The sequence below is a fragment of the Alteromonas ulvae genome, from assembly GCF_048987005.1.
Taxonomy (GTDB): Bacteria; Pseudomonadota; Gammaproteobacteria; order Enterobacterales; family Alteromonadaceae; genus Alteromonas.
In genome coordinates this window covers 2873923-2893706 of sequence record NZ_CP185261.1, presented here as the reverse complement: position 1 = coordinate 2893706, position 19784 = coordinate 2873923, and the positions used below count along the sequence as shown (strand labels likewise).

Annotated in this window: 14 protein-coding genes, 2 tRNA genes and 1 rRNA gene; 11 read left to right on the top strand and 6 right to left on the bottom strand. The window is 43.8% G+C overall.

The window, feature by feature from the left end; all coding sequences use genetic code 11:
• Nucleotides 1-13 precede the first annotated feature (13 nt).
• Together ACOJR9_RS12670 and ACOJR9_RS12665 are read right to left on the bottom strand one after the other, a co-directional pair.
• Nucleotides 14-733: an SDR family NAD(P)-dependent oxidoreductase gene (locus ACOJR9_RS12670; RefSeq protein ID WP_420933313.1), complete on the bottom strand. Its 720-nt coding sequence runs from the start codon at nt 731-733 to the stop codon at nt 14-16.
• Nucleotides 730-1161, bottom strand: coding sequence for a nuclear transport factor 2 family protein (locus ACOJR9_RS12665; protein ID WP_420933312.1), 432 nt, complete (start codon nt 1159-1161; stop codon nt 730-732). The genes ACOJR9_RS12670 and ACOJR9_RS12665 overlap by 4 nt, the downstream gene beginning before the upstream one ends.
• A 364-nt stretch (nt 1162-1525) precedes the next feature.
• Between ACOJR9_RS12665 and ACOJR9_RS12660 the strand changes: the two genes are divergently transcribed.
• The 3 genes from ACOJR9_RS12660 to ACOJR9_RS12650 all read left to right on the top strand — a co-directional run bounded on the left by ACOJR9_RS12660 (nt 1526) and on the right by ACOJR9_RS12650 (nt 3530).
• A complete protein-coding gene (locus ACOJR9_RS12660; protein ID WP_420933311.1) occupies nt 1526-2101 on the top strand; it encodes an LON peptidase substrate-binding domain-containing protein in 576 nt (191 codons plus the stop codon).
• A 126-nt stretch (nt 2102-2227) separates the two neighbouring features.
• Nucleotides 2228-2839, top strand: coding sequence for a sigma-70 family RNA polymerase sigma factor (locus ACOJR9_RS12655; protein ID WP_420933310.1), 612 nt, complete (start codon nt 2228-2230; stop codon nt 2837-2839).
• Nucleotides 2832-3530 (top strand): ChrR family anti-sigma-E factor, encoded by a 699-nt coding sequence (locus tag ACOJR9_RS12650; RefSeq protein WP_420933309.1) that lies wholly within the window; start codon nt 2832-2834, stop codon nt 3528-3530. The genes ACOJR9_RS12655 and ACOJR9_RS12650 overlap by 8 nt, the downstream gene beginning before the upstream one ends.
• Before the next feature lie 85 nt (nt 3531-3615).
• Here the strand turns inward: ACOJR9_RS12650 and ACOJR9_RS12645 are convergent, their stop codons facing one another.
• On the bottom strand, nt 3616-4383 hold the full coding sequence (locus ACOJR9_RS12645; RefSeq protein WP_032096939.1) for an outer membrane protein assembly factor BamD: 768 nt from the start codon (nt 4381-4383) through the stop codon (nt 3616-3618).
• 185 nt (nt 4384-4568) lie between these two features.
• Here ACOJR9_RS12645 and rluD point away from each other — a divergent pair, with 185 nt between their 5' ends.
• The 4 genes from rluD (at nt 4569) to dld (ending at nt 10904) form a co-directional block, all read left to right on the top strand.
• Entirely contained in the window at nt 4569-5552 is a 984-nt protein-coding gene (gene rluD, locus ACOJR9_RS12640; protein ID WP_420933308.1) for a 23S rRNA pseudouridine(1911/1915/1917) synthase RluD, read from the top strand.
• A 4-nt stretch (nt 5553-5556) separates the two neighbouring features.
• Nucleotides 5557-6339: a peptidoglycan editing factor PgeF gene (gene pgeF / locus ACOJR9_RS12635; RefSeq protein WP_420933307.1), complete on the top strand. Its 783-nt coding sequence runs from the start codon at nt 5557-5559 to the stop codon at nt 6337-6339.
• 110 nt (nt 6340-6449) lie between these two features.
• Nucleotides 6450-9026, top strand: coding sequence for an ATP-dependent chaperone ClpB (gene clpB / locus ACOJR9_RS12630; protein WP_420933306.1), 2577 nt, complete (start codon nt 6450-6452; stop codon nt 9024-9026).
• 174 nt (nt 9027-9200) lie between these two features.
• On the top strand, nt 9201-10904 hold the full coding sequence (dld, locus tag ACOJR9_RS12625; RefSeq protein WP_420933305.1) for a D-lactate dehydrogenase: 1704 nt from the start codon (nt 9201-9203) through the stop codon (nt 10902-10904).
• Nucleotides 10905-11023: 119 nt separating this feature from the next.
• Here the strand turns inward: dld and prsT are convergent, their stop codons facing one another.
• The 3 genes from prsT to xdp1 (ACOJR9_RS12610) all read right to left on the bottom strand — a co-directional run bounded on the left by prsT (nt 11024) and on the right by xdp1 (ACOJR9_RS12610) (nt 15866).
• Nucleotides 11024-13837 carry an XrtA/PEP-CTERM system TPR-repeat protein PrsT gene (gene prsT / locus ACOJR9_RS12620; RefSeq protein WP_420933304.1) on the bottom strand — a complete coding sequence of 938 codons (2814 nt, stop codon included), beginning with the start codon at nt 13835-13837 and terminating at the stop codon, nt 11024-11026.
• Between the two features lie 102 nt (nt 13838-13939).
• Nucleotides 13940-14770: an exosortase-dependent surface protein XDP1 gene (gene xdp1, locus ACOJR9_RS12615; RefSeq protein ID WP_420933303.1), complete on the bottom strand. Its 831-nt coding sequence runs from the start codon at nt 14768-14770 to the stop codon at nt 13940-13942.
• 148 nt (nt 14771-14918) lie between these two features.
• The gene (gene xdp1, locus ACOJR9_RS12610) at nt 14919-15866 is read right to left on the bottom strand and encodes an exosortase-dependent surface protein XDP1 (RefSeq protein ID WP_420933302.1); all 948 of its coding nucleotides are present in this window, start codon (nt 15864-15866) and stop codon (nt 14919-14921) included.
• 393 nt (nt 15867-16259) lie between these two features.
• Here xdp1 (ACOJR9_RS12610) and pssA point away from each other — a divergent pair, with 393 nt between their 5' ends.
• From pssA to ACOJR9_RS12590, 4 genes are all read left to right on the top strand, one after another.
• Nucleotides 16260-17069 (top strand): CDP-diacylglycerol--serine O-phosphatidyltransferase, encoded by an 810-nt coding sequence (pssA, locus tag ACOJR9_RS12605; protein ID WP_420933301.1) that lies wholly within the window; start codon nt 16260-16262, stop codon nt 17067-17069.
• A 494-nt stretch (nt 17070-17563) separates the two neighbouring features.
• Nucleotides 17564-19100, top strand: a 16S ribosomal RNA gene (locus ACOJR9_RS12600).
• A 79-nt stretch (nt 19101-19179) separates the two neighbouring features.
• Nucleotides 19180-19255: transfer RNA gene (locus tag ACOJR9_RS12595), tRNA-Ala, on the top strand.
• A gap of 116 nt (nt 19256-19371) precedes the next feature.
• Nucleotides 19372-19448 (top strand) — tRNA-Ile (locus tag ACOJR9_RS12590).
• The last annotated feature ends 336 nt before the right edge of the window (nt 19449-19784 follow it).

Here is a 19784-nt window from a genome sequence, read left to right as displayed (position 1 = left end):
TCTCTTAAACTACTTATTTGTCGTTGCGCATGGACAGAGACAATCGCTTTTGCAGACCAGATGGTAATACATTCATGAACCTTAATATATAGCCAAACATTTTCGGGAAAAAAATCGTACGTTTATCGCTTTCAATCCCTTTCAACATACTTTCGGCCGCTTCTTGAGCCGTTATTTTCATTGGCATATCAAAATCATTCTTTTCTGTTAACGGCGTTTCTACAAAACCAGGCGATACTGCTTGTACTTTAACGCCTCTATCGTGCAAGTCTACTTCGAGACTTTTCGTGAAGTAGTGCAGGGCTGCTTTACTTGCGCCATAGGCCTGTGAACGAGTAAAGGGAAGCAATCTAGCCATGCTATCTACAATCACTAAGGTCTTACCCGCTTTCAGATTATGGATGAATGCATCCACGCAGTTAACGACACCGAAAAAGTTAGGTTCGAATACTCTGCGAAACATATCGGATTCAAATTGATCAATATCAACATACTCACAGGTACCCGCATTTAACACTGCGATATCAAACTGAATGTCTCTTAGCGCATTTTTAGTATCATCAAGTGATGACACGTCAAATTGACATGACGTGATGTTCTCATGGCGCGCTAACTCACTTAGCGCTTCTTCATTTCTGCCGCACGCAATTACGTCGTAACCCTTTTGGGCTGCATGCTCAGCAAGTGCTTTTCCGATCCCCGATGTTGCTCCGGTAATTAGCAATGTTGTCATTTGGCGAGTCTTCCTTTTATCTTCTTAATCACGAAACCTAATAAAGGTACGTGTTCATAGACCATTTCGCCCAAATCGTAATAATCCTTGTGATAAACAATGATGTCGTCTTTCACGCCTAGTTGAGTGGTACCATCTAAAGTAATAACCTTATCGCTTCCTTTTAAAGTTAAGGTCATTGTCCAATTTGCAATATGTGTAACGTTACACTTTGAGGGCGCACATTCTAGTATGTCAGCGATATTGAATTTACAGGTGTCGGCTTGCTCAAGAATATTGCTGAAATATGACTTCACCGCATCAAGACCTCGGTGGGTGGTGATAGGATCTATGAATACGATATTCTGTGAATAAATCTCATTTAGATCCTCGGTAGATATTTTACAAATGTCTGTGTAAATTTTACAAAATCGTTGAATGACTTCCATACTAAATCCTCTGCACGCCTTGGCATGTCTACTTCTCGGGTAATAGGTTCTGATTAAATAAATCAATATATGGCTTATCTTATACAGCGTGTGTACCAATATTAGTGTGCTATTAGTGCGCAAGGTTCAGCGCTACTGTGTTCGTGTGTTTTCTTACTATAAAGAATGACTCGTTACAAAAGATGACACAAGCTCTTGAATTTAATTAACTCTTTCTAATAAAAAAGTCGATGAACTTATCAACATTACCACTTCTGCTAGAGATTAGATCAAGAGTAAAAAAGGCAGTGTGAAAATATTTCTCATATGGATCCAATTCATACCCACTACCGTAACTCTCTATGTATTCTTGGAAGTGTGGTGTATGAGTAATAATCGTTTTCCCTTATTCCCATTGTCTGCCCATCTGTTACCAGAGGGTAGAATGGCGTTACGAATTTTTGAGCCCAGATATGTGCGCATGGTTAAAGAGGCATGCGCCGAAAATAAAGGGTTTGTTATGTGTATGTTAAATGCCAACGGCGATAAGTCGGCGAATGAACACATACATAAAATAGGTACGTACGCCACGGTGGTCGACTTTGATATGCTTGATGATGGTTTGCTTGGCATAAAGGTTGCTGGTTCTCATCTAGTTGAGGTTGAAGACATTGCTGTCGAGCATGATGAATTGAGAACGGGAGTGTGTAATCCCATCGATTCATGGAATTGTGACCTATCAACTCAACAAATAGCGCCTATGGACGAGCGACTTAAAGAAATATTCGGGAATTATGAAGAGTTAGCATCGTTGTACGAAGAGCCGAAGTTTGATAGTCCGAACTGGGTATTAAATAGATGGCTAGAACTACTACCGGTAGACGGTTCACAAAAGCAGCATTTTCTTGAACAGCGAGAATGTACTAGTTTGCTAAAGTACCTTTCTACCTTAATTGGTTGATGCGTCGTTTGAACAACATGACACCTTCATTACAAAATCGTAACGCTAAAAACGCGATTTCTCCCAACGTTTTAAGTCGAAAAGCCGTAGAATAATGCAACCAAAACGGAAAAGCGGACGAATATTATGTTAGTTGGAATTCCATTGGAACAAAGCAATAGCACAATCAAGCCAAAAGAGTGTGCTACCGAAATGTCTGAATACCTTGTAGCGGTTGCTGACGCTCGCTGTAAACGCTCATTTTCTCGAGTTTTTAACTATTTTGCACCTCGCCTTCGCTCCTACGCATTAAAACAAATGGGCAACGAGGCCTTAGCGATGGAGCTAGTTCAAGACACAATGTCGAATGTGTGGCAAAAAGCCCATCTTTTCAACGCCGAAAAGGGGTCGCCATCTACATGGATATTTACAATTGCACGAAACATACGGTTCGATATGCTGCGCAAGCTACAAAACAGAAAAGAAGACGTATGCTCTGATGACTTGTGGCCGGTATTGTGTGAGCAAACTGCTGATTTAAATGAAGCTCCCCTTGACGAGCAAGTTACGCTTGAGCAAATCGGCTATTTATTCGAGTCGCTTCCGGTCAAGCAGAAAGCCGTAATTGAAGCCATCTATATTGATGGCAAATCTCAGCAAGAAGTAGCCAACGAACTATCTATTCCATTAGGTACAGTGAAGTCGAGAACTCGACTAGCACTTCAACGTTTAAAAGGTATGCTGAACGACAATGATTAAGTTTCACCCAAGCCCTCAACAGATTACAGAATTCGTTGAGGGCAGTCTTACGCCAGCGGTATCACTATTGGTGTCTGCACACTGTGATATGTGTGAGCAGTGTCAGATGCGTATCGAGAGCGAAACTGAAAGCCTCGCGGCTGACATGGTGTTAGACATAGAAGAAAGTTTTGACGAGTCTGCTCAGTTTGGCGATATGTTGTCTCAAATTACTCAAGCGCCGTCGTCGATAGAGTCTGATGCTAGGACATCGAAAGAGGCGAGTAGGTTCAAGGAGAAGTCGGTAACGATAGAATTGGATGGTCGCATCTTTAAGCTACCGCGCACGTTGCATCGCTACATTGACAAAACGGGCAATTGGTCTAGTTTAGTCGGCAAGTTATGGCAAGCGCCAGTAGACTTAGGTAATCAAGGCGTGGCGAACTTTATCTTTATGGGCAGTGGTGGAAGCGTTCCTGAGCATACCCACAGAGGTACTGAATACACATTGGTTATCGACGGTGAATTTAGTGATGGCTTAGCTAATTATGATACTGGCGATTTCATTTTTATGGATGGCAACAAAACTCATACGCCCAAGTCGGATACTAAGGAAGGGTGTTTAGTGTTTAGTATCGTGGATCAGCCACTTCACTTTACGTCAGGTTTGGCTAGATTGCTCAACCCTTTTAGCCATCTGTTCTTCAGATAGACCCAATAAAATGTTGTAAATTAATAAAAAACGCACCGAAGGTGCGTTTTTTTGATTTCAACTGGTGGAGTTAGCAGCAACCTTATCAGCTAATAAAGTCACTTTCTGGAAAGTTCAGCTTTAACGTTTTCATTGCGTTTAAGCGCAAGTCATCCAACCCGAGCTGTTCGTAACTCGACACCATTATCTCAAGGGCGTCCTTCACTTGCGTAGTATCAGGGAAGTGTTCAATCACATACCGACCGCGATTCGCTGCTGCGACGTAAGCCTGGCGTCGCATGTAAAAACGAGCAATAGCAATTTCGTATCTGGCTAGTCTGTCTTTAATATGCAGCATACGCTTTTTAGCATCAGGGGCATATTTGCTGTTTGGGTATTGTTCAATTAGCCGTCTGAAATCTTCAAATGCTTGACGAGATTTTGATGGGTCTCTGTCCGAGCGATCAATTGTGAGCAGTTCTTGAAAAAGATTGCTGTCTGACTCCATATTGGTTAACCCACGCATGTAATACGCGTAATCTACATCTGAATGATTAGGATTAAGGCGAATAAAACGGTCAACCGTAGCCAATGTTTCGTCAATTTTACCCGACTTATAATAACTGTAGATGAGATCGAGTTGAACTTGGTGTGACAATGGGCCAAAAGGATAGCGAGAGTCTAATGCGCTAAGCGTTTGAGCGGCGGCGCTGAAATTGCCCACTTCCATGCTTTCGGAAGCTCTATCGTAAAGCTGTTGTGCACCCATGTTTGCGAGTACAATTTTTTCTTCTTCAGATTCTGAAGAGCTGCAACCCGTTAAGGTCACCATAGCGCCTAGAAAAACTGGCGCTAAAAGACGAAATGATTTCATAATAATTCTATATTCCTGCTAAACAGTTTTACTACTTCGCTGTCTACGCTCATGTGCTAAACAACAACACGTTGCCCTCATTCTAACGTACTAACGACGAGAAAAACCATACAAATTCGCAAACAACGCAGTGTACAGGGCGAATACTTGTTATAATACCTTTTTTACACGCAATGTTAGGTGTTATGACGCAAGTGCCAAACACGATTCAATTAGAGGCTTCAACGGAAGCTGCCCATTTTGGTTTACGTTTAGATCAGGCTTTGGCCGATTTGTTCCCTGAATATTCACGTTCGAAGCTAAAAACGTGGATTCAGGATGGAAACGTTGCAATAAATGGTGAGATTATTACGGTTCCACGCCATAAAATGCAAATAGACGAAGTTATTACCGTTCGCGCAGAAATGGACGTGCAAGTAACGAGTGTCGCTCAAGATATCGCTCTGAATATCGTTTTTGAAGATGAGCATATTATGGTGATCAATAAACCTGCAGACTTAGTTGTTCATCCCGGCGCCGGAAATCCAAGCGGCACTGTGCTTAACGCGCTGCTTAACCACGTGCCAGACATTGACCGCGTTCCTCGTGCAGGTATCGTTCATCGTCTTGATAAGGACACAACGGGACTGATGGTGGTTGCGAAGACCGTACCAGCGCAAACCCATTTAGTTGACCAGCTTCAGCGCCGAGAAATGAGTAGAGAATATGAGGCTATCGCAATGGGGACTATGGTTGCTGGTGGCGTAGTAGATGAGCCCATTGGCCGTCATGCAACCAAGCGAACGCACATGGCAGTAAGGGAAGACGGAAAACCAGCAATTACTCACTTCAGAGTTATTGAAAAGTTTCGAGCCTACACGCACATACGTTTGAAGCTAGAGACAGGCAGAACTCATCAAATTCGTGTACACATGGCGCATCTGAAACATCCTTTGGTAGGAGACCAAACTTATGGGGGGCGACCTCGCTTGCCAAAAGGCGCATCTGATATCTTTATTACTGCACTGAGAGGCTTTCAGCGACAGGCTCTTCACGCTGCGCAGCTTTCGTTTTTCCATCCAGAGAGTGAAGAATGGATGACATGGAAAGCGCCTCTGCCTAATGACATGCAGGCGTTGTTGGAAGCGGTAAGACAAGATACAAAAGAAAATCCGGAAGATATGATTTAATCTCATGTCATCTGCAGAGCGTTTTATTATCCCAGAGTGCTTTCCCGGTAACGTAGTGGCTTACACATCTACACGATGTGGCGGTGTGAGTAGGGAAGCCTTTGAGGATGACGCTGTTAGAAAAGAGATCCCTACAGCAGACACGCCTAGAGCCGACTACAGGGGGCTGAATGTCGGAGCTCATGTGGGTGATGACATGGTAATAGTTCGTCAAAATCGCGAGCGCTTGCGCTACAGCGATAGGATAACCTGGTTAGAGCAAGTACATGGCAGTACCGTTGTCACGTTACCTTCATCATCTGTTGAAGCTGATGCTTCATTCTCCTCAAGTTCAACGCATTTTTGTGCAGTGATGACGGCAGACTGCGTACCCGTATTAATAAGTGATAATAAAGGAAAGGAAGTTGCGGCTATTCATGCTGGATGGAAAGGACTGAGGGCCAAAATTATTGCTAATGCAGTGACGTATTTTTCTAGTGAACCGTCACAACTCATAGCCTGGATTGGTCCTTCCATTTGTATGCAGTGTTACGAGGTTGATGAGACATTAGCTGACAAGTTCTCTCAGTACGAAAACAGCGTAAAGCAAAAAAAAGAAGCGGATAGGTATCTACTAGACCTGCCAAACATAGCAAATCTGCAGCTAGCTCGCCTTGGAATTCAGCATATAACGCAAAGCCACCTTTGTACTTACTGCCGAAACGACTTGTTTTATTCCCATCGAAAAGCAACACACAATAATTACGCGGCTACAGGTCGAATTGTCAGTGTTATTGGTTTCAAATAACGTTGCGCTAAATCAAGTTTTTCATCATCTTTAGTATTACTCACTTGAATCGTCATTCATAAGCTCCCATAAATAGAATATAAAGAAATATTCATTTTAAGGTTGAGGTTATGAGATTAGACAGATTTACCAGTAAATTTCAGCTCGCTATATCCGATGCTCAATCACTCGCATTGGGTCGAGATCACCAATACATAGAACCTGTCCACCTAATGACGGCCATGCTTAATCAGCAGGGCGGCTCTATTCGAACATTGCTTGATCAGGCAAAGGTTAACGTTAACGCACTGCGTTCTGCATTAAGCCAAGCTATCGAGAGGCTACCTCGTATTGAGGGTATTGGCGGCGAAGTTCAGCTAGGTAAAGACAGCATTATTCTGCTCAATATGTGTGACAAGATTGCACAACAGCGCAAAGATGACTATATCACCTCCGAAATTTTTGTTGTTGCGGCTATCGACGATAAAGGCCGATTAGGAGAAATTCTAAGAAGCCTCAACGTGACCAAACACATGGTAGAGGCGGCAATTGACGATATGCGTGGCGGCCAAACGGTTACCGATCCCAATGCGGAAGATGTGCGTCAAGCATTGGAAAAATATACTACCGATCTTACCGAACGAGCGGAGCAGGGCAAACTTGACCCAGTCATTGGCAGAGACGATGAAATTCGCCGCACAGTTCAAGTGTTACAGCGCCGTACAAAAAACAACCCGGTATTAATTGGTGAGCCTGGTGTGGGTAAAACGGCAATTGTCGAGGGGCTAGCGCAGCGAATTATTAACGGTGAAGTACCCGAAGGGCTTAAGAATAAGCGAGTTCTGTCTTTAGATATGGGGGCTCTTATTGCTGGCGCTAAATATCGCGGTGAATTTGAAGAACGCCTAAAAGCGGTTCTTAATGAGTTGTCGAAGGAAGAGGGACGAGTCATTCTTTTTATTGACGAGCTTCATACCATGGTGGGAGCCGGTAAAGGTGATGGCGCTATGGATGCAGGCAATATGCTCAAACCAGCGCTAGCTCGCGGGGAACTTCATTGTGTGGGAGCGACCACACTCAACGAATATCGTCAGTATATAGAAAAAGACGCGGCGTTAGAGCGCAGATTTCAAAAGGTACTGGTTGAAGAACCAAGTGTAGAAGATACTATTGCTATTTTGCGGGGCCTCAAAGAGCGTTACGAGCTCCATCATTCTGTTGATATTACCGACCCTGCTATCGTAGCAGCTGCAAGTTTATCTCATCGTTATATAAGTGACAGACAGCTGCCTGATAAAGCCATTGATCTTATCGATGAAGCCGCATCAAGTATTCGACTTCAAATAGACTCTAAGCCTGAAGATATGGACAGGCTAGAGCGTCGGATTATTCAGCTAAAGCTAGAGGAACAAGCGTTAGCGAAAGAGACGGATGATGCCAGTCACAAGCGTTTAGAAATGATAGAGCTTGAACGGGAGCAGGCTGAAACTAAATATGCCGATTTTGAAAAAGTGTGGCTAGATGAAAAAGAGGCCATGCAAGGTACACAGACCATTAAATCCGAACTGGAGCAAGCGAAATTAGATTTAGAAATAGCTCGTCGAGCGTCAGATCTTAATCGCATGTCTGAACTCCAGTACGGTCGTATTCCTGAACTAGAGTCAAAACTAGAGCGAGCCGCAGAGAGCGAAACCCGCGAAACTAAGCTAGTCAAAAACAAAGTAACGGATAATGAAATTGCCGATGTGTTGTCTCGATGGACCGGCATTCCTGTATCTAAAATGTTGGAAGGTGAACGGGATAAGTTATTGCGAATGGAAGACGTACTGCACAAGCGTGTAGTGGGGCAAGAAGAGGCTGTGCACTCGGTATCTAATGCCATACGCCGCTCTCGTGCAGGGTTAGCAGATCCTAACCGTCCCATAGGCTCATTTTTATTCTTAGGGCCTACGGGGGTGGGTAAAACGGAGCTCTGTAAAACATTGGCTGGTTTTATGTTTGATACCGAAGATGCCATGATCAGAATAGACATGTCTGAGTTTATGGAAAAACACTCGGTTTCCCGCCTTGTCGGCGCTCCTCCTGGTTATGTAGGGTATGAAGAAGGTGGGTATTTAACCGAAGCCGTTCGTCGCAAGCCTTATTCAGTGATACTTTTAGATGAAGTGGAAAAAGCTCATCCCGATGTATTTAATATTTTGCTGCAAGTACTAGACGATGGGCGCTTAACCGACGGGCAAGGTCGCACGGTGGATTTTAAAAATACCGTTGTGATCATGACGTCAAATCTTGGTTCTGACGTTATTCAAGATAAGCACGATGAAAGTCAGTATGATGAAATGAAGTCGATGGTAATGAATGTGGTGGGCCAACACTTCCGCCCTGAGTTTATAAACCGTGTTGATGACATTGTTGTGTTTCATCCCTTGGGCAAAGAGCAGATAAAAGCGATAGCAAAAATCCAGCTTGCATCATTAAGAGCAAGGCTAGCGGAGAAAGGATATAAGCTCACTCTGACTGGCCGCGCAATGGACAAGCTAGCCGAATCTGGTTTCGACCCTATCTTTGGGGCAAGGCCGCTCAAACGAGCGATTCAAATTCAAATAGAAAACCCGTTAGCACAGCAATTGCTTTCAGGAGAGTTAGAGCCAGAGTCTACGGTCAAGATAGATGCCAACGATGAGAAATTGTTTATTGTGAATGAATAGATAGCTGAATCTTTATTAGGTTGCGACGTTTACAGACGGCTAGACTACTACAGTAAACAACGAGCGGGTGTTGGTAAAACACCCGCTTCTTTTGTTGTGCGCTCTTAGTTCATGGTCTTCGTCTTGTAGAGGCGGTATTATTGGTGTGAACGGTGAAAGTAAAAAAGAGCATCAGTGAAAACAAAAGATATTATTGAACAATTTCAAAGGGTGTTAGGAGAAAGCGGCGTCTCTGTAAGTGATGAGAACACCGAACACTATAGAACTGGCTGGCGTTCAGGTGGCGGCGACGCTATTGCGGTTTTGTTTCCCAAAACGCTAATGGAATATTGGAAAGTGCTCACTATCTGTGTGGCCGAAAATTGCATTATTATTATGCAAGCCGCAAATACAGGGCTTACCGAAGGATCTACCCCGAGTGGCAGTGACTACGATAGGCCTGTGGTGGTTATCAATACTCTAGCGATAAACGACATCGTTCTTATCAATGATGGTTTGCAAGCCATAAGCTTTCCTGGGGCAACTCTGCATAATCTTGAAAAGAAATTGGCGCCATTGGGAAGGGCGCCACATTCTGTAATCGGCTCGTCATGTTTAGGCGCCTCAATAGTGGGAGGGATAGCGAATAATTCAGGCGGAGCGCTCGTTAAACGGGGGCCAGCGTATACTGAACTATCGCTATACGCTCAGGTGGATAAAAATGGCAAACTAGGTTTGGTCAATCACTTGGGTATCGAACTCGGTGAAACTCCAGAAGACATAATTACAAACCTCTCTTCGGGCCACTTTAAGAAAGATAAAATACCGACAGATAAAAAAGCATCGGCCAGTGATTATGAAGACATAGTGCGAAATATAAATGCCGATACCCCCAGCCGCTTTAACGCAGACCCATCTAGGCTGTTCGAGGCTAGCGGGTGCGCTGGTAAAATCGCGATTTTTGCGGTTGTGGTTGATACTTTTGAAGTACCTGAAGAAGAGCAAACCTTCTATATTGGCACTAATGATCCGGCGGTGTTAACGCAAATTAGGCGTGATATGTTGGCTCAGTTCTCGCAATTGCCCGAGGTAGGGGAGTATTTACACAGAGACATGTTCAACATTGCAGAAAAGTATGGAAAAGACACCTGCCTATGCATCCATCACCTAGGCACAGCTGCACTTCCCAAATTATTTGCTGCTAAAGGTCGTATTGATGCGTTACTTCGTCGTTCAACAGTGCTTCCTAACCATTTAACCGACAAGGTAATGCAGCTGGCGGGTGGTCTCTTTCCTCAGTTTTTACCCGAATCGTTAACCCAATTTCGAGATCAGTATGAACACCATCTTATTCTTAAAATGAGTAATCAAGGAATAGAGGAAGCGAAACGTTACTTAGGGCATCTTTTTGATACAGAGAAGAAAGAAGGCGCATTTATTGTTTGCAACAAAGAGGAAGCGTCGAAAGCCTTCTTGTTGCGATTCGCTGCGGCAGGCGCTGCCATTCGATATCAAACGCTCAATGAAGATAAAGTAGGTGAAGTGTTAGCCCTAGATATTGCGCTTAGGCGCAATGACGAAAGCTGGTTAGAAAACTTACCTGAGCACATAACCCAACATATAGATAAAGCGTTATATTATGGCCACTTTTTTTGCCATGTCTTTCACCAAGATTATGTGCTGAAAAAGGGGGCCGATGCACAGCAAGTTAAGGCTGACATGCTAGCACTGCTCGATAATCGCGGAGCAAAGTACCCGGCTGAGCACAATGTGGGGCATATATATGATGCAGAGGCTACGTTACAACGTTTTTATCAAGAATTAGATCCCACCAATACGTTTAACCCGGGGATTGGCAAAATGGACAAACACGCCCGTAACTGTGCATGTTGCGGGTAGTGTTTGTGAGATGTTGTTCTTGAATCGGGTGGCCTTAATAGAACTTTGTTAAGCCAAGCTAAGTTAAGCCCAACCCAAACGCTTAAGCGAAAGCTGAAAAGCGCGTAATCAGCTTTCTATTATAAGCTCTCTAACAGTGCTTTTGCTTTAGGGCGCTTAAAAAACGGGCGCTCTACATTTACCGCGTATTCCAACTCTTTTCTCGCTTCATCGATACGACCTAACTTGGCAAGGGTAAACCCAAGGTGATAGCGAATGTTCGGATCCTTTGCGTCTCTAGCAAAAGCGTCACGCAACATTTGCAAGCTTTGCTCATACTCACCGCGTAATGCTTTTATATGGCCGTAGGTATCTAAAATACTTGCTGAGTTTGGTTGGAGCTCATAGGCTTTTTGCGCATAGTTTCTCGCGGTGACTAGTGACGCTTCTAAACTCATTATCGCTAAGCGATTGTAAGCTTCAGCCGGATTTAGGAGGTTAGGCTCTTTTATGAGTTCTTCATAGAGAGCCGTTGACTCCTCAAAATCACGAATAAAAAATAGATACTGCGCGAGTAAATTTTTGGCCAGTAAGTTATTAGCATTTTCTTCGACCATCTTACGGGCTGTGTTTAGAAAAACATCCACAAATTGTTCATTTAGAGCATAGTTATAAATAGCGATAAAGGCTTGGGCAAAACGTGGGTCAATAGCCAGTGCGCGTTTGTAGTCCTTAACTGCGGCTTCGCTATTGCCTAAGTTAGCGCTAAGCCTACCTGTTAAGAAGTAATAAACTGGGTTTTGTCGCTGTTCTTTCGATAAACTGCCAAGCAATGTTTTTGCTTTTTCATTGCTCTGTAAATCTAACAATAAGCTCGCGTAACGTAAGGTAACAAATGTATCGCTGTTGGCAATTTCATAGGCTCTTGCCATGGCAGCCTCTGCTGCACCGTTATTATCAATAGCGCGAACCTGCTCCGTATAGGTGATTAATTTACCTGCATCATCGTTGATAAAGTTGCGGACAATACTCAGTGTTTTCTCTGCATCAGCTCGTTCGTTTGTTTGTATTTGCAAGGAAGCTTTGCGAAGAAGGTATTCTGCATTATCAAAGTCGTCTTTCAGCAATAGATCTAAATGATAAAGCGCGCTTTTGGTGTCGCCTTGCTGTTGATATAAAGATGACACTCGTTCTCTAGCTGTCATGTTTGTTGGTGCTAGCGTGAGAATATCGAGGTAAATTTGCTTGGCACTATCTAACTCGCCTGCTTTTGACAGGTTGAATGCCTTAAGCATCAAGGTTTCGTTGTGCTGAGGAGATAGCGTTAACAACTCTTCGATAAGCTCATTAGACTTCTCCACATTGCCTAATCTACTCTGCGTGGCGGCCAAATTGAATTTCGCCGAGAATAATGTAGGGTTTTGTTCCAGCGCTTTATCAATATTGGTTTTTGCCTCTTCTAAAAGTCCCTGACGTATTAAAATGCCTGCCTTCAAGTTATACACTTCAGCTTCATCAGGGAATAGGGCACCAAGGAGGTCTGCGCCATTCAATGCTTTTTCAAATTTTTCGGCTTGCAAGTTCATTAGTGAGTAAGTAAATAAGAAACCTGCATTGTCACGGTACGTCGGTAAATTGTCTTCTAATATAGAAAGCGCTTCTTCTCGTTTGCCTCTTGCGGCCATCAGCTTAATTTTGAAAAGCTGTAACTTACCTTCGCCAGGATATTTATACTCTAAGTTTTGCAGTAAACGTTCTGCTTTAAATGCTTTGTTTTGGCTTATAAAAAGATTGCCAAGCATAAGCGCTGAATCGGGGTCTTCCATAAGCGCTTCCTGATGGCGTTCAAGCAGCAACAACGCTTGCTTATCTTGCTGTGTAGCCATATAAACTTGGCTGAGCATTAACACGGCTTGAAGGTCGTCAGGCTCTCTTTGCAAGTAAGTACTGAAATCTTTAGCTGCAGTTTCCATATTGTTATTGAAAAAGTTAGTCAGCCCACTGATATACAGCAGCATTGGTTGTGAGGTAATCAGTTCGGGGTCTAACTGCGCCATAAATTCATTGAGCTCTTTTAGCTTTTTATTGTCTATGGCCTGTTCGTTGTCTCGACTTTGCAGCCAGCTGTTAAGCAAAATAGCCAGTGGGTCGTTGGGTGTATCTTCAATAATTTCGTCAACAAACAGTTTCGCGGTGTCGTAGTCTTTAGCTTCTAAGTAAAGGTCTACAAGATTGCGCAGAGCAATTGGATCGTCTCTATTAAAGGTTAACGCTTTTTGTAAGTGCGCAGTTGCGGCATCTTTATCGCCCTGACGATAAGCAAGTTGGCCTTTCAATCGCCACGTTATCGCGTTTTCCGGCTCTGCATCCATAGCTCTGTTGATAAGCGTCGACGCCTTCGTTAGATCTTCGCTTTGAAGAGCAATGGAGGCTAAACCGTTTATCGCAGGCACAAAGTTGGGGGCGCGAGATAACAGTGCGTTGTAATCTTTAAGCGCACAAGCTTCATTTCCTAAACGAATGCATGCAGTGGCGCGAATAAGCAGCCATTCTTGCTCGGAATCACCAGAGAGCTTATCAAGCTCGCTAAAGTCGACGATATCCTGGTATTTGTTCAAAAACAGCCATGTATTTCCTAAGGGCTCAGCCAACAAGTTAATATCGGCACCCATTTCTAGCGCTTCTACAAACTCTATTTCTGCCGCAGTAAGATAGCCATTGATGAGTAGAATTTCTCCCATCAGAATTTTAGCGGCTAAATTTTCAGGGTCTTTTTGAAGGCTATTTTTGAGGTGTATATACGCTTCGTCATATTCACTTTGATTAAACGCCGTTAACGCCTTCTCGTAATCTTCAGATGTAGTGGCAAAACCATTCACTGTGAAAAAAGAGGTGGCGATGACAGAGAAGAGAGCGCGTTTAACAACGCGCTTTTTATTATTAAACAAGTTCATAGTTACCTTTGGGTTTGCCCTACTCAAGCATAAAAATAGCATAAAAAAAGGCGGCCTAAGCCACCTTGTAAAGATACGTGTTTTTTAACTGTTTTAAAACAATTAAGCGCGACGTTTGCGTCTGTAAAGCACTAGACCAAGACCTAAGCTCATGAGTGCAAGAGCGCCTGGTTCACTGACTTCAGTGATTGGAGTCTGCTTTTCCTGAGAAACGGTCAATGAAGACAGTTTCAATTCCACACTATTAAAATGACCGTTAGAGTTTGTATCAAATATTGTGTTATACGCGCCAACAAGCCAATATTTTGCGCTTCCAGTAATATCAACGAATTTAGACTCGAAAAGATTATTACTGCCTTTACTTCCGATACCGAAGTGACCTAACGTATTGTTGACAATAGCGCTAGTTACTGAGGACCATGTTGAATTTGCACCACTCTCGAAAGCGGATATGTCATTTAAGCCTGCTACCGTAACTTCTTTATTGCCGTTACTACCTTCTACCCACGTAAATGATGCACCGCCGAGCGTAACGGCTTCGCTAAATGATAGTAAGAACATATCAAAATCAACTCCGCCACCGTCTCCGCTATTGTCCATAGCATGACTGTCACCACCCCAATGGTAGTCTGAGTTTTCTATACCATAGCCAACGTTTCCACCAGACCACCATCCTTGTATGGAACCATTTTCTAAAACATTGTCAGGGTTATTTGTTCCAGAATCAGACCATGCAGTGACACCAACTTTTATGTCCACGCCATTAATAGTAATGTAAGAAGAGCTAGTCAATGCATCTGTTGTTTCGGTAAAGTTACTGCTACCATTGTTTTTTGCTAACTTATATGTGGCACTTGCTAGGCTGCTGTCTGTTGCCATAACTGACGTACTTACAGCGGTCAATAAAAAAATTAAAATTTTGTGAAACTTCATGTTTTACCTTACAACGCAAAAAAATAGTAATATTTGAGTTGTAAGCACGTTTCATGCCTAAATTTAACGCTTTGTATTTATAGACATTTTTTGAAGTTGCTACAGTAAACGTAAAAAAAACTGACAACTCATTAGGTCTTAGGAATAATTACGCTGGAAATTGTTTACGACGCCACACAATAAACAAAGAACACCCTGCCAATAGCCCTATCGTAGTAGGTTCTGCTACCTCGGTGGAGGATTCAGGAGCTGGCGTCGATTCTGGTGAAAAACTAATGTTTGCTAATTTAAAAGCGTCATTCCCCACATACCCGCCAATTTCGCCAAAAACAGTATTGTAAGCACCAACCAGCCAATAATTCGCAGCTTCTTTAAAGGTAAAATTAGCAGCATAATTTGGATTACCCGAACTCTTTATATCAAACGAAGCTGCAGTTAATGCATCAGCTACAATATCGCTCCACGTGCTAACGCCAGAAGTAAGTGTTGAAATACTGCTAAGAGATGCAACGGAAACTTGGGTATCGTTCGTATTTGCGACCCATGAAAACCCAGCGCCCGTGAGCGTGACGGCACTATCAAAAGATAACAAAACAAAATCGTAATCACGTTCAACATTCGTCATGCCACTATGTTTGGCATTATCGCTGCCTTGGCTGTAATGGTTCACATTATCAATGGCATGATCAGACCAGCCGTAATAGTGTGCTTCATCATTGTTTGTAACCCCATATGCCCATCGGTCAGATATTTTTTCTAAGCTTGCACCAACAACAAACTCATTGTAAACATTTTGTGTATCTGCAAAAGCTGCGATTGAAATATTCACCCCGTTAACGGTTACATCAGAGCTTGCAGCGTCAGTCCCGTGGAAAACGCCATTATTTATTAAGTCGTATGAGGTATTGATTTTGGTGTCATAAACCTTCTCGCTTAATGAAGAATTACAAATATGTTGTGCGTTTTTTGAATTACAGTTTTTAAAAGCATCTTTGTCTTTTTTAGCGTGGGCTGGAGATACCGATACCGCAAGTGCAAGTAGCACCGATAAAGCCAAGAACATAAGACGTGGCTGAATGCGAATTTGTTTGTACATTGTTACTCTCCTCTGACCCAAGCTGTACGTAGTAGGTGGGGATGAATTCTCATAATTAGCGGACGGCCTTTTGGGGGCGCTCCGTGTATTACCGAATAGTATAGAAAGTATGTGAGTAGTTAGGTATTTGCATTGATACTTAGTTATTTCGTTGCAATTTGTCTTTCCACGGACAGGCATCTCCTAGACAGTCAGACGTCTCTTACACAGGCACATTTAATTACAGTGAAAAGTAGATAAGCAGTGAACGATATTCAATCAAACCGCTATTAGGAAGAGCATATAAAAGGCGGCTGATTACGTTTATAAATAGCCACACACTCTACTTTACTATGCGCAAACTAATATCTATGAAATAATTACATCATTATATATGTAGAGCTATGAGGACATATGTCTGAACAAAAGCGTAAAGGGATATACTTGCTTCCCAACTTGTTAACTACTGCGGGTCTGTTTTCAGGCTTCTTTGCGGTTGTGTCATCTATGAATGGTCGTTTCGAAGCAGCGGCGGTCGCTATCTTTATTGCCATGATATTTGACGGTTTAGATGGCAGGGTGGCACGTATGACGAACACACAAAGCGACTTTGGTGCCGAGTACGACTCAATGGCTGATATGGTCTCGTTTGGTATGGCACCTGCGTTGGTTGCCTACAATTGGGGACTAACGGAATTAGGTAAACTAGGGTGGCTTGCGGCATTTATATATGTAGCTGGTGCTGCATTAAGACTAGCGCGATTCAATACGCAAGTGGGTATTGCAGACAAACGGTTTTTCCAGGGGTTAGCAAGCCCGGCAGCGGCTGCGGTTGTTTCTGGCCTAGTGTGGGTTGGCGTTGAATACGATGTTGTCGGCACAGACTATGGTCTTGTGGTAGCCGTCGTAACCGGCTTAGCGGGGTTGTTAATGGTGAGTAACTTCAAGTATAACTCGTTCAAAGAAGTCAATTGGCACGGTAAAGTACCTTTCGTTGCTTTATTACTCGTATTGTTAATTTTTGTGGTAGTAGCAACAGAACCAGCATTGGTCCTCTTTATTGTGTTTGCGCTTTATGCGCTTGCTGGTCCAATCAATACATTTAGAACGGTAGATAAAGTCACTCTAGATGATGTTGTTGGCGACCATGAAGAAGATGCTGACTTTAAAAATGAGTCTGGTAATACTAATAGTCAGTCTAACAATGACGATAAGGTAAGATAGATGGGCGACGTGTCGGCCGTGTTGACAGCCATTAAGACGACACGGTTTTTGCTAAGCCCAGATGAACGGTAATTGTTATTGATAATAAACAGGTAAAAAGATTAAAAAGCGACCACTTGGTCGCTTTTTTGCTTTTTATTTTAAAAAGTCTATTGACGGCGGACTAGAGATAAGTAGAATGCGCAGCCGCTTCGGGGGAAAAGCCAAACAGCTTACCCACTCTGACTAAGAGGAAGCAAGTCTTTACTAACCGCTAAGGCCAGTAAAGACGGGAGTTTCGAAGTGTGCTTTACGAAAATAAATTTTCAAAAAGTGTTGACAGCAAAAACTTCCAGCGTATAATGCGCACCTCACTCAAACGGAGTGAGCCACCAAAAAGCAACGGCTTACGGTGAGGTTGCAGTAGCAACCACGTTCTTTAACAATGTAGACAAGACAATCTGTGTGGGCACTCGTTAAGAGTGTCTATACGACGATTCATAATTCGATATATTTAATTGAAGAGTTTGATCATGGCTCAGATTGAACGCTGGCGGCAGGCCTAACACATGCAAGTCGAACGGTAACAGGATGTGCTTGCACATCGCTGACGAGTGGCGGACGGGTGAGTAATGCTTGGGAACTTGCCTTTGCGAGGGGGATAACAGTTGGAAACGACTGCTAATACCGCATAATGTGCACTTGTGTACCAAACGGGGCTTAGGCTCCGGCGCAAAGAGAGGCCCAAGTGAGATTAGCTAGTTGGTGGGGTAAAGGCTCACCAAGGCGACGATCTCTAGCTGTTCTGAGAGGAAGATCAGCCACACTGGAACTGAGACACGGTCCAGACTCCTACGGGAGGCAGCAGTGGGGAATATTGCACAATGGGGGAAACCCTGATGCAGCCATGCCGCGTGTGTGAAGAAGGCCTTCGGGTTGTAAAGCACTTTCAGTTGTGAGGAAAAGTGAGTAGTTAATACCTGCTCACCGTGACGTTAACAACAGAAGAAGCACCGGCTAACTCCGTGCCAGCAGCCGCGGTAATACGGAGGGTGCGAGCGTTAATCGGAATTACTGGGCGTAAAGCGCACGCAGGCGGTTTGTTAAGCTAGATGTGAAAGCCCCGAGCTCAACTTGGGATGGTCATTTAGAACTGGCAGACTAGAGTCTTGGAGAGGGGAGTGGAATTCCAGGTGTAGCGGTGAAATGCGTAGATATCTGGAGGAACATCAGTGGCGAAGGCGACTCCCTGGCCAAAGACTGACGCTCATGTGCGAAAGTGTGGGTAGCGAACAGGATTAGATACCCTGGTAGTCCACACCGTAAACGCTGTCTACTAGCTGTGTGTGCCTTTAAGGCGTGCGTAGCGAAGCTAACGCGATAAGTAGACCGCCTGGGGAGTACGGCCGCAAGGTTAAAACTCAAATGAATTGACGGGGGCCCGCACAAGCGGTGGAGCATGTGGTTTAATTCGATGCAACGCGAAGAACCTTACCTACACTTGACATGCAGAGAACTTTCTAGAGATAGATTGGTGCCTTCGGGAACTCTGACACAGGTGCTGCATGGCTGTCGTCAGCTCGTGTCGTGAGATGTTGGGTTAAGTCCCGCAACGAGCGCAACCCTTGTCCTTAGTTGCCAGCATTAGGTTGGGCACTCTAAGGAGACTGCCGGTGACAAACCGGAGGAAGGTGGGGACGACGTCAAGTCATCATGGCCCTTACGTGTAGGGCTACACACGTGCTACAATGGCATTTACAGAGGGAAGCGAGACAGTGATGTGGAGCGGACCCCTTAAAGAATGTCGTAGTCCGGATTGGAGTCTGCAACTCGACTCCATGAAGTCGGAATCGCTAGTAATCGCAAGTCAGAATATTGCGGTGAATACGTTCCCGGGCCTTGTACACACCGCCCGTCACACCATGGGAGTGGGATGCAAAAGAAGTAGTTAGTTTAACCTTCGGGAGAACGATTACCACTTTGTGTTTCATGACTGGGGTGAAGTCGTAACAAGGTAACCCTAGGGGAACCTGGGGTTGGATCACCTCCTTACCATTACGTCGATGACGCCCTTGATGCAGTGCCTACACAGATTGTTTTGTCTAGAAAATAAAGAACGACACAAGTTTACGGGGCTATAGCTCAGCTGGGAGAGCGCCTGATTTGCATTCAGGAGGTCAGCAGTTCGATCCTGCTTAGCTCCACCATCTACTTGAGTTTGAGCTTGAATAAGCGAAGTAACTGAAGGCTTTTAGCTCGGATGGTTGCAGCCCTGCCCTCGAATAAGAGCGGTGAGGTCACAACGCCGGCCGGCTTGAAAAATAGGCTTGTAGCTCAGCTGGTTAGAGCGCACCCCTGATAAGGGTGAGGTCGGCAGTTCAAGTCTGCCCAAGCCTACCAATTCTACTTGGTTTTGCTATTTTCAATCGCTGCGATACTCATGTGCTAGCGCACACTGCGTTTCTCGCGTTGAAACTACCTTCACCAAGCGAATTGGAAGATTGCTTAAGTAGCGTGTCAATTGATAATGAAATCCTAATGAATATTTACTTTTTAAGTAAGCATTGATTAGGGTTTTTTACCCTAAAGATGATAGTACTGCAATAGCAGGAAACATCGAATGTTCTTTAACAATTTGGAAAGCTGATATTAATAGTAATCAATCAGAAGAGTAATTGAGAAGTCGAAAGACGCACTTTTTACTCTACTTGACTTGAATTGCTTGTTATCGACAAC

Coding starts and splice junctions, on each gene's coding strand:
- ACOJR9_RS12670 (WP_420933313.1), bottom strand. CDS start 733: ATGACAACATTGCTAATTACCGGAGCAACATCGGGGATCGGAAAAGCA.
- ACOJR9_RS12665 (WP_420933312.1), bottom strand. CDS start 1,161: ATGGAAGTCATTCAACGATTTTGTAAAATTTACACAGACATTTGTAAA.
- ACOJR9_RS12660 (WP_420933311.1), top strand. CDS start 1,526: ATGAGTAATAATCGTTTTCCCTTATTCCCATTGTCTGCCCATCTGTTA.
- ACOJR9_RS12655 (WP_420933310.1), top strand. CDS start 2,228: ATGTTAGTTGGAATTCCATTGGAACAAAGCAATAGCACAATCAAGCCA.
- ACOJR9_RS12650 (WP_420933309.1), top strand. CDS start 2,832: ATGATTAAGTTTCACCCAAGCCCTCAACAGATTACAGAATTCGTTGAG.
- ACOJR9_RS12645 (WP_032096939.1), bottom strand. CDS start 4,383: ATGAAATCATTTCGTCTTTTAGCGCCAGTTTTTCTAGGCGCTATGGTG.
- rluD (WP_420933308.1), top strand. CDS start 4,569: ATGACGCAAGTGCCAAACACGATTCAATTAGAGGCTTCAACGGAAGCT.
- pgeF (WP_420933307.1), top strand. CDS start 5,557: ATGTCATCTGCAGAGCGTTTTATTATCCCAGAGTGCTTTCCCGGTAAC.
- clpB (WP_420933306.1), top strand. CDS start 6,450: ATGAGATTAGACAGATTTACCAGTAAATTTCAGCTCGCTATATCCGAT.
- prsT (WP_420933304.1), bottom strand. CDS start 13,837: ATGAACTTGTTTAATAATAAAAAGCGCGTTGTTAAACGCGCTCTCTTC.
- xdp1 (WP_420933303.1), bottom strand. CDS start 14,770: ATGAAGTTTCACAAAATTTTAATTTTTTTATTGACCGCTGTAAGTACG.
- xdp1 (WP_420933302.1), bottom strand. CDS start 15,866: ATGTACAAACAAATTCGCATTCAGCCACGTCTTATGTTCTTGGCTTTA.
- pssA (WP_420933301.1), top strand. CDS start 16,260: ATGTCTGAACAAAAGCGTAAAGGGATATACTTGCTTCCCAACTTGTTA.